Annotated in this window: 7 protein-coding genes; 3 read left to right on the top strand and 4 right to left on the bottom strand. The window is 62.0% G+C overall.

Annotation, left to right across the window (positions count from 1 at the left end):
- The 4 genes from H5T60_07125 to H5T60_07110 form a co-directional block, all read right to left on the bottom strand.
- Nucleotides 1–541 (bottom strand): pyridoxamine 5'-phosphate oxidase family protein (locus H5T60_07125; GenBank protein MBC7242202.1); only part of this gene is annotated, 541 nt, incomplete at its 3' end.
- 34 nt (nucleotides 542–575) lie between these two features.
- Nucleotides 576–1556: a glycyl-radical enzyme activating protein gene (locus H5T60_07120; GenBank protein ID MBC7242201.1), complete on the bottom strand. Its 981-nt coding sequence runs from the start codon at nucleotides 1554–1556 to the stop codon at nucleotides 576–578.
- Nucleotides 1557–1576: 20 nt separating this feature from the next.
- On the bottom strand, nucleotides 1577–3985 hold the full coding sequence (locus H5T60_07115) for a formate C-acetyltransferase/glycerol dehydratase family glycyl radical enzyme (protein ID MBC7242200.1): 2409 nt from the start codon (nucleotides 3983–3985) through the stop codon (nucleotides 1577–1579).
- Between the two features lie 199 nt (nucleotides 3986–4184).
- Nucleotides 4185–5585: an asparagine synthase gene (locus tag H5T60_07110; protein MBC7242199.1), complete on the bottom strand. Its 1401-nt coding sequence runs from the start codon at nucleotides 5583–5585 to the stop codon at nucleotides 4185–4187.
- Between the two features lie 603 nt (nucleotides 5586–6188).
- Here H5T60_07110 and H5T60_07105 point away from each other — a divergent pair.
- The 3 genes from H5T60_07105 to H5T60_07095 form a co-directional block, all read left to right on the top strand.
- Nucleotides 6189–8579 carry a transporter substrate-binding domain-containing protein gene (locus tag H5T60_07105; GenBank protein ID MBC7242198.1) on the top strand — a complete coding sequence of 797 codons (2391 nt, stop codon included), beginning with the start codon at nucleotides 6189–6191 and terminating at the stop codon, nucleotides 8577–8579.
- A gap of 120 nt (nucleotides 8580–8699) precedes the next feature.
- Nucleotides 8700–9704, top strand: a complete 1005-nt coding sequence (locus H5T60_07100) for an ABC transporter permease (GenBank protein MBC7242197.1) — start codon at nucleotides 8700–8702, stop codon at nucleotides 9702–9704.
- 18 nt (nucleotides 9705–9722) lie between these two features.
- Nucleotides 9723–10575: ABC transporter permease (locus H5T60_07095; GenBank protein MBC7242196.1), on the top strand; the 853-nt coding region annotated here is incomplete at its 3' end.

The following is a 10575-nucleotide window of genomic DNA, read 5'->3' as shown; positions in this document are numbered from 1 at the left end:
CATCCAGGCATGCCAGCACGCGCAGGGCGGTCATCGGCTGGAAGGAGCGCTGAACCACCAGCGGCAGGCGGGTGTGCCGGCCGTCCAGGGCCGGCGGCCGTGCCAGAGCTTTGGCCAGCAGGTAGTCGGCCAGGACGCGGGTCTTGGGGATGCGGAAGTGCCGGAGCACCTTCCGCACCTCGATGATGCCGGCGTTGCGGATGCCGGTATAGGCGTTGTAGCGCAGGAGGTCCGTGCTCATAATGCGCTCCACATAGGGGCCGGCCCTCTGCCAGCCGGCGAAATCCCCCTGCAGTATCCACCCTTCCAGCTCCGTGGTCATCACGATGATGCCCACCCGGGAGTCGCTTTCCAGGTTGTTCACTGATTTGCGGAGCAGGAAATTGCCGAAGATGAGGCGGTCCGGTCCATCGTCCGCCGGCATGATGGAAGTACAGGGCACAATATTGGGAATGCCGTCGCTGGAGCGGGTGGCCAGGAACTTGGGCGTCATCTCCCCCGCCAGCGCCTTCAGCAGATTCGCATCGTTCAACACGGACATATCTTTTCCTCTCCTTTCGGTGCTCGTGCAGAAGTTATCCGCACTGCGGCAGGCCCGGAAGCCCACCGGCGCCGGCCTCTGCCGGCTCCACGCGCGTTGCCCCCGACCAAACGGCAGCCGGCACGCGCGCTACCGCGATGGCGTGCAGGAGCTCCATCTCCTCGCGGGTAAGCAGAGGCACGCCCTCTAGGGCATATGGTTTGTCCAGACGGTGATATTTCGGCTGGCCCAGGTTGGTGTATGCCAGCAGATCCCAGCGCTGGACGTTCGGCAGTTCCCGGGCGATAAAATCGGCCAGGGCGGCGATGTTCTCCGCATCAGCGGTATACCCTGGGATGATCGGGGTGCGAATCCACATGGGGATACCCCGGCCGGCCATTCGCCGGGCGTTCTCCAGGATGCGGGCATTATCCAGGCCGGTGCCGGCGCGATGCCGCTCAGGGTCGTAGATTTTCAGGTCGTACAGCACTAGATCGACGTACGGTAGCACCAGTTCGTAGCGCTCCCAGGGGACGGCGCCGCTGGTGTCCAGCGCTACGGGGATGCCGGCCTCCCGACAGCGCTCCGCCAGCGCCGCCACGAACTCGGCCTGGAGCATCGGCTCCCCACCAGAGAACGTGACTCCGCCGTCCGAGGTCTCGTAAAAGACGGCGTCTTTGGCGATCTCGGCGAACAGATCTTCCACGCTCCAGCGCCGGCCGATGAGCTCCAGCGCGCCGGCCGGGCAGGCCGTGACGCATTTGCCGCAGAGGGTGCAACGCCGGCGGTCAATGCGCATGCCGAACGGCGTCAGCTCCAACGCTTCGACCGGGCAGGCGCGTAGGCAATCGCGCGCCCCGATACAGCGCACATCATACCACATCAGCTCGGGCTGAGGGGACAAGCCCTCGGGGTTATGACACCAGGCACAGCGCAGGGGACAGCCCTTGAAGAAGACGGTGGTGCGGATGCCCGGACCGTCCTCCGTGCTGAAGCGCTGGATATTAAAGGTGATTCCCGTCAGCGAGTGCTCCATGATCCCTCCGCCGGCCGCCCTCACAGCGCATGGCTCTCGCGAGCGATAATCTCATCCTGGATCTCCTTGCCCAGCATGACAAAGTAGGCGTTGTATCCTGTAACCCGCACCAGCAGGTTGCGGTAGGAATCAGGGTCTTTCTGCGCCGCCCGCAGGGTCTCCGGGCTGACGATATTGAGCTGGAGGCAGGTACCGCCGATCTTGCCGTAGGCCCGCAGGAGCGCGGCCAGCTTGCGGCGGTTCTCCTCGGAACGCAGGAGGCTGGGCGAGAAGCTCATGGTATGGGATGCGCCGTTGGGGGCGGTCTCCAGCCCGAGATGGCCCACGCTCTTGATGACGGCGGTCGGGCCAAGGCGGTCGGCGCCGTTCACCGGGCAGACGCCGTTGCTGAGATACTGGCCGCGCCGGCGGCCGTCCGGCGTGGCCGCGGTGGAAGGCGCATAAGCGATCCAGTAGTTCCAGGAGAGGTACCCGCCGCGGTAGCGTTTGCCGGTCTCGGGTGTGGGGTACTGGAATGCCAGGGTGGTCCAGTACCGGCTGACCTCACGGGCAATATCGTCCACATATGGGTCATCGTTGCCGTATTTCGGCGCCTTATGGATCAGCATCTGGCGCAGGCTCTCGTAGCCCTCGAAATTTGCGTCTAGGGCGCGGATCAGCTCGTCCATGGTAATGGCTTTATCATCATAGACCAGCTTCTTCACCGCCGCCAGGCTGTCGGCGGTTGTCGCCAGGGCGACGCCCTCGACGGTGATAAAGTTGAACCGGGCGCCGCCGGCGGTGATGTCTTTCCCGCTCTCCAGACAGCCATCCACAATGGCGCTCAGGTAGGGGGTCGGCTCGAAGCGCGCCCGGCCGGCGTCCGCGATGTTGTTGGCCGCAATGAGGAGCTCCAGGATAGCCTTGAGCTGGGCCTTGAAGGCCTCGAAGAACTGCTCGAAGGTAGCGAAGGTGCGGGGATCGCCGGTGCGCGGGCCGATTTGTTCGCCGGTGGCCGCATCGCGGCCGTCGTGGAGCGCCAGCTCCACCGCTTTGGCCAGGTTCAGGTTCACATCCACCGTGCCAGAGCGGTCACAGCCCTGCAGGGTGTTCTCCAGACAGCCCACCGGGGCATAGTCCCACAGCATGTCCTCGGGCAGACCCTCCCAGCGCAGGCCGGCGATGGAGTTCTCGTCGAAGTTCAGCAGGAAGGGACTGCCCTGCGCCTTCACTGCCATCTCCACCACCCGCTGGAGCAGGGGCTCCGGTGTTTTGGCATGCAGGCGGATGTTGGGCTTCGGCTCCAGCAGGTTCATCTCCTCGATGACCTCGAGGATGAGCCAGGTCAGCTCATTGCTGGCATCCTCTCCCTTCTCGTTCATGCCACCCAGGGTGATGAGCTGGCCGAAAGAGGAGTTGATGCCCTGGTTGGTGCCGACCCAGCCCTGGAAATCATAGGCGTAGTTGTGTTTGATCCAGAGGCACTGGAGCCATTCCTTGGCCTGCTCGCGGGTCAGCCGGCCGGCTTCGATATCGGCCTTGTAGTACGGGTATAGGTATTGGTCAATACGGCCCGGAGAGAGGCCGGGACCCGGGTAGCTCTCGGCGGCCATCACCAGCATATGAGTGAACCAGAGCGACTGCAGGGCTTCGGTGAAAGTTTCGGCCGGCTCCCATGGTACCTTGCGGCAGATACGGGCGATCTCCAGGAGTTCGGCCCGCCGCCCAGGGTCGGCCTCGCCGGCGGCCAGCCGCTCCGCCTCTGCGGCGTAGCGCTGGGCGAAAGCCCGCGCGCCCTCAGCACAGATGGAGATGGCCCGCGCCAGGTCACGGCGCTCTTTGGAGGCAGAGGGATCGCCGGCGACCGCATCAGCCTCGGCCTTGATGGTCCGGAAGCCCTCCCGCAGGACGCGCGGGTAATTCGGTATGAGGTGCCCCGGCACCGCGCCGCAGTTGCCCACGCCCAGCCGGTTCAGCCGCTTGACCTCGTCCATGAAGCGCTTTTCCATTTTGGAGAATTCCTTGGCTTCGGAGCGGGTCAGGGTGCGGGAGAGCGCGGTGTTGAAGTGGGAGCCGACGATGAGTTCGCCTTCCAGGATTTGCGCCGGCAGATACTGCTCGATGACCCGCTTGAAGAAGATGGCGCGGCGCACCACGAGCGGCTCATCCCAGAAGCCGGCCGGCAGGTCCACCGGCGTCGCATCGGCCAGCAGGTAGGCCTTGCTCCCCTCGAAAAACATCATCATTTCCGGGACGTTGGTCCAGTTCCAGGGAGAGTACACGTGGTCCCAGGGGGTACCGGTGGTATACGCCCGCACCTCGTTGGTGTACTCGCGGGTGTAAAAGCTCCAGTACTGGTCGCGCAGGCGACGGACGCGCGGACTGAGGGTGGCCGCTGGGGACCACAACGCCGTGGGGATCAGCACTTCTTGCGACACAGAGGTGGACATCGTTGCCCTCCTTGTGATGATTATCACGATTGTGCTGATGCTTATTGTATCACCGCCGGCGCCGGCCGTCAACAGGCGCAGCCGCATCACTGCGCGGCAGGACGAAGGTGGAACTGGCGCCCCTGGCCGGCGCCTCACCTACGCCGCGCAGCGCGGAGCGGGTCGTGTTGTGGGGAAGCGCTTGTTGGCCGGGCCGGCATTAGCTAATGTTTCCCCCGGGGATTTGTGTCCGTCCCATCCAGTCCAGATTGGATACTTTGCCAAAAAATTCATTGAAAATGCGGTAGTACATCAATTCTTCTTTCGATGCGAGTATCCAGCCGTTTGGTAAACGCCGCTCTCGCATAAAATCGCGGTCCGAGATGTGCGAATCCGCATACTCGCTAATTAACTGCTGTAGCCCCGTACCTTGCCAAAACTTGGTTTTGGGACGCCATAGCACTTTCTCGGGGATATTCTGCTCCACAACTCGACGCAATATCCATTTTTCGACCCGTCTATCGGACTGCTGGTACAACTTGTACTTGGCTGGAATACGAAGCGCATACTCAACCACATCCATATCGGCAAAGGGGAAGCAGGGGATGAGTCCATGTGCTCCAGCACAGCGATCCACGCGCTGATAGGCTGTGTTATGCAGGCTCTTGACCGCTTGTTCCAGGATGACGGGGAGTTGTTCCAAGGGATAATTTTTCATGTATTCATAGCCGGCAAACAACTCATCACCACCTTCACCGGTGAAAATCAGCTCTACATATTCCGATGCAATTTTGGAAATCAAATAATGCGTCACCGATGAGCGGACTAAAAGAGCGTCAAAGGATTCCAGCGCATAGATGACATCAGGCAGGACACCAAGAACATCATCCAGGGATATGGTATGAGCATGGTGTTCAGTCTGCAGGACATTTGCCATGATCTGTCCGTATTCTAGGTCTGGCGCGTTGGGCAAGCCAATCACAAATGAATGCAATTTCGTGGTTTGTGGCTTGAGCAAGGTTGCAATAACGGAGGAATCTACGCCACCGGATAGCCACACTCCTACCGTAGTTGTGACTAGCCATCTCTGAATGGCTTGTTCCAATCGCTTTCTGAGTTCTGATACGATCGGATCGGCATCATCGTCGAGAAAGTCCCTTGCCTGGATATGAGTGAAAGGTTGAAATCCCTGTTGTTCCGTGTAAAAATGGCCTGGGGGGAACTCGTGTACGTCGTCGGTAACTAATAGAAGGGCTTTTACTTCCGAGGCAAAAACCAGTGTACCGTCTATCTGACCATAGTAGAGCGGCTTTACCCCCAAGGGGTCTCGTGCGATGAACAAATCACCATCCCAGATAGCCGCGAGGGCAAAGGGGCTTGGCCAGCGAGAAAGAGCTTGGGGAGATATTTCAGCCGGCGGCATGCCGTCCCAAACTGCAGTATCCCTGTCAGCAAGCGGTGCAAAGGATTGCTCAATCTTGTGAAACGACATTTGCAGGAATACACCGTCGGACTCCACTTGTCTAACCGCATCATCGCCGCGATGCGCGAGAGAGCGCAACATCTTCCCCGCGGTATCATGAAATTGATTGTGCCCTTTTATACCTACAATGGCTGACATAATCACTCCTTTCGAAAAGTAATCGGCCGCCTAACGGTTTGCGCCTCACCTGCACCGCGCAGCACAGCGGAGCGGCGTCAGACAGAGGCGCGTGGTAGACGCCCAGCGCCAACGACTGTATCCGAATCTAATCATAAACCCAAGAGCAGAGACCTGTCAAGGGCCGGCGCGGAAACGCCGGCGCCGGCCGTCCACAGGCGCGCATGACTGCACTGCTGGGCCGTTGTTGACATCTCGCCGCGCCTGACGTATAATCCCCTTCAGAATGCGGCCTCTTCCCCTCCGCCACCGCCGGCGACCCAGAGGCCGCTCGCAAGGGCGCCAGTGAAAGACACCAGACACTGATGAACACAGCAGTTCGTCCGAGGCGGTTGTCTGTCACGTTTCACCGGAGTGCCGTATACCTCCCGGTGGGGCCCTTCGCGCTTGTTCCTCGCCGGCGCCGTGTTCTGCCGACCCCAACCCAACTGAGAAAGGAGGTGATGAGATCCGACATCGCTTTCCGGCAGTGCTGTTGTCCCGATCGGTGATCCATCTGTGGGGAACGTTCTTCCTGCCCCGTCTTGTCTCAACCGCTTTCCGTCACTCTTGAGGAGGAGAACGATGAAACACAAACGCATCTGGAGCTGGCTTGTGGTTGCGCTGGTCATTATCGGCCTGCTGGCCGGCTGTGCACCTCAGCCCACGCCCGCGCCAGCGACCCAACCGCCGGCCGAACCCACCGCGACCCCGGCTCCCAAGCCGACCGACACCCCGAAACCAGCCAAGACCCATTTCGTCATCGCCACCGATGCCTCGTTCCCGCCCATGGAATTCGTGGACGAGAACAAGAACCTGGTCGGGTTTGATATCGACCTGATGGAAGCCATCGCCAAGGCGATGGGCTTCACCGTGGAGTGGAAGAACACGGCCTGGGACGGCATCTTCGCCGGCCTGGAGAGCGGTGACTACGACGCCATCATGTCCTCCGTCACCATCACCGACGAACGCAAGCAGAAGTATGACTTCTCCGATCCCTACATCAACGCCGGCCAGGCGGTGGTGGTGCGCGCCGACGAGACCGCCATCCAGAGCCACAAGGACCTCGCCGGCAAGGTCGTCGGTGCCCAGATCGGCACGACCGGCGCGTTCGCCGTGGAGAAGATCGAGGGCGCCACGCTGAAAGAGTACGACACCATTGACCTGGCGCTGATGGACTTGGTCAATAAGAATATTGATGCGGTGGTGGTGGACACGCCTGTCGCCGCCGACTACGCCCTGGCCTCCGAGACCTTCAAGGGCAAGCTGAAAATCGTGGGCGAGCCTTTCACCGAGGAGTACTACGGCCTGTGCGTGCGCAAGGGCGAGACCGAACTGCTGAAGCTCTTCAATGAGGGCCTGAAGAAGGTCAAGGCCTCGGGCGAGTACGACAAGATTTACAAGAAGTGGATCGCCGGCGAAGGCACTGCGCCGGCGGAGATCGGCGCCGCGGTGCCGCCGCCCAACCCCGATGCCAAGAGCCTCCTGCGCTGGGTGGAGGCGGTGGACGAGTACACCGTCAAATTCTATCTGAACCGGCCCAACGCCTCGTTCATCAACACCCTCGCGATGAACAACTTCGCCATCATGAGCCCCGCCGCCATCGAGAAGTACGGCCCGGACATCTTCAAGAACCCGGTCGGCACCGGCCCATACGTGTTCAAGGAATGGATCCCCAACGACAAGATCACGGTGGTGGCCAACCCGGATTACTGGGGCGAGGCACCTAAGATCAAGACGGTGGTGTTCCGCGCTATTCCCGACAACTCCGCCCGCTTCCTGGAGCTGAAGGCCGGCACCATTGACGGCATGGAAGGCGCCAACCCCGACGACATCGCCGTGGCGGAGAAGGACCCCAACCTGCAGGTGGTCTGGCGGCCGGCGTTCAACGTGGGCTACCTGGGCATCAACATGGCCATGGAACCCTTTGACGATGTGCGCGTGCGCAAGGCCATTGCCTACGCCATCGACAAGAAGGCCATCGTGGATGCGTTCTATGCCGGCTTCGGCGAGCCCGCCAAGGAGTTTATGCCGCCCTCCCTGTGGGGCTATGACCCCGATATCGAGGATTATCCGTATGACCCCGCCAAGGCCAAGGAACTCCTGGCAGAGGCCGGCTTCCCGAACGGCTTCGAGACCGAGCTGTGGGTGATGCCGGTGGCGCGGCCGTACTTCCCACAGCCGGCGCAGGTGGGCGAGGCCATCCAGCAGTACCTGGCCGATGTCGGCATCAAGGCCAAGATCGTGCAGTATGACTGGGGCACCTACCTGGACAAGATCTCCGCCGGCGGCGAGCATAAGCTCTTCATGCTCGGCTGGACGGGCGACAACGGCGACCCCGACAACTTCCTGTGCGTCTTCTTCTGCGGCGGCGATAACTCCTTCAACATGGGGCCGGCCGACCCCGCCCTGAAGGACCTGCTCATGAAGGCGGTGGCGGAGACCGACTTCGCCAAGCGCGAGGAGATGTACAAGCAGGCCAACCGCATGATCCATGACCTGGTGCCCGGCGTGCCTATCGCCCACACCAAGGTGCCCATCTTCCTGAAGAAGACCATCAAGAACTTCATCCCCAGCCCCATCGGCCTGCCGTACTGGTGGCTGGCGGAGAACGAGGCCGGCGACACGGTTATCTACGGCCGCAGTGGCGACTCGGTGGGCCTTGACCCGGCCAACGTCACCGACGGCGAGTCCCTGATGGTGACCGAGCAGATGCTGGAAGGGCTGGTGGCGCTGGAAGCCGGCACCACCAACCCGGTGCCCAGCCTGGCGGTCGAATGGACCGCTTCGCCGGACGGCCTGGAATGGACCTTCAAACTGCGCCAGGGCGTGAAGTTCCACGACGGCACACCGTTCAACGCCGAGGCGGTCGTCTTCAACTTCATGCGCTGGTGGGACCCGGCCCATCCGTACCACTTCCCGGATTGGACCTGGGACTACTGGGCCTACATGTTCGGCGGCTTCAAGGGCGAATAACACGCCCTGCGCCGCATAGGTGCTTGCCTGTAGGACACGTATGGGGTGGGGCATCGCTTGCCAGATGCCCCACCCTGCGCTATCATCTGGGAATAAAAATATGAGGGGGAAGCGCCGGCAGTGATACGCTACATCATCCGCCGATTATTGCTGTTAATACCCGTCCTGCTGGGCATTTCCATCATCACCTTCGCGCTGATGCGCCTGATCCCGGGGGACCCTGCGCGCATCATGGCCGGCGAACGCGCTACCGAGGAACAGGTCCAGCGCGTGCGCGAGGCCTGGGGGCTGAACAAGCCCATCACGGAGCAGTATCTCATTTACCTGGGCAAAGTGGTGCGCGGCGATCTGGGGAAATCGCTGAAGCGCAATGAGGACGTCATCACTGAAATCCGCTGGGCACTGCCCACCACGTTGGAGCTGGCCTTCTCGGCCATGTTCGTGGCCTGTCTGTTCGGCATACCCGCCGGCATCCTCGCCGCCTACCGCCGCAATTCCTGGTGGGACCTGACGGTGATGACCGCCAGCCTGGTGGGCATCTCCATGCCGGTCTTCTGGCTGGGGCTTCTGCTGATATACCTCTTTGCCCTGCGGCTGGGATGGCTTCCGCCTTCTGGCCGGCTCTCCATCGGCATAGAATTCCAGCCCATCACCGGCATGTACATGCTGGATGCCCTCCTGCGGGGCAATATGGCGGTGTTCGTGGATGCCGTGAAGCACATGATCCTGCCGGCCTTCACCGTGGGCACCATTCCCATGGCGGTTATCGCCCGCATGACCCGCTCCAGCCTGCTGGAGGTACTGCGGCAGGACTACGTGCGCACGGCGCGCGCCAAAGGGCTTTCGGAGCGGTTGGTGCTGACGCGCCATGCGCTGAAGAACGCCTTCCTGCCCATCATCACTGTCATCGGACTGCAGTTGGGCAGTTTGATGGTGGGCGCCATCCTGACCGAGACCATTTACTCGCTCCCCGGCATCGGCCGGCTGATCATTGACCGCATCCTCTCGCGCGATTATCCGGTGGTGCAGGGAGCGGTGCTCTTTTTCGCCAGCACCTTCGTCATCATCAATCTGTTGGTGGATATCTCGTACGCCTATCTGGACCCGCGCATTCGCTATCAGTAGGGGAGGGAATGACACCGCATGAGTGAGGCGATTTCGACCGCGGCGCTTCCTGCCGTTCGCCGGCCAACCAATCTCTGGCTGGATGCCTGGCGCCGACTGCGCCGCAACAAGCTGGCCATCGCCGGCATGGTGCTCATCGGCCTGCTGGTGCTGATGGCCATTTTCGCTGAGCAGTTGGCCCCCTATGACCCGTATCAACAGTGGCTGACTCTGCGCAAGGCCCCACCTTCGCGCGAGCATCTGCTGGGCATGGATGAGGTCGGTCGGGATGTGCTCAGCCGGGTCATTTTCGGGAGCCGGGTGTCCCTGCAGGTGGGTGTGCTCTCGGTGCTGGGGGCGATCGCGGCCGGCACGCTCATCGGCGCGCTGGCCGGCTACTTCGGCGGCTGGTTCGATCAGCTCGTCATGCGCCTGATGGACATCATGCTGGCCTTCCCCAGCCTTCTGCTGGCGCTGACCATCGTCACGGTGCTGGGACCCGGCCTGCTCAACATGCTGTATGCCATCGCCATCGTGTCCGTGCCGACCTATGCCCGGCTGGTGCGCGCCTCGGTGCTCTCGGTCAAGGAGGAGGATTACGTCCTGGCGGCGCGGGCGGTGGGCTGTTCGCCGGCGCGCATCCTGTTCGTGGACATCCTCCCCAACTGTCTGACCCCCATTATCGTGCAGGGCACGCTGGGCATCGGCACGGCGGTGCTGGACGCCGCGGCGCTGGGATTCCTGGGGCTGGGCGCCCAACCACCGACCCCCGAGTGGGGGACCATGCTGGGGCGCGCCCAGCAGGTCTTTTTCTCGGCGCCGCACATCGGTATTTTCCCCGGTCTCGCTATCCTGCGGAGTGTGTTGGGGTTTAACCTGTTGGGGGATGGTC

Source organism: Anaerolineae bacterium (assembly GCA_014360855.1).
GTDB lineage: Bacteria > Chloroflexota > Anaerolineae > JACIWP01 > JACIWP01 > JACIWP01.
This window is presented reverse-complemented; position numbering and strand designations above follow the sequence as displayed.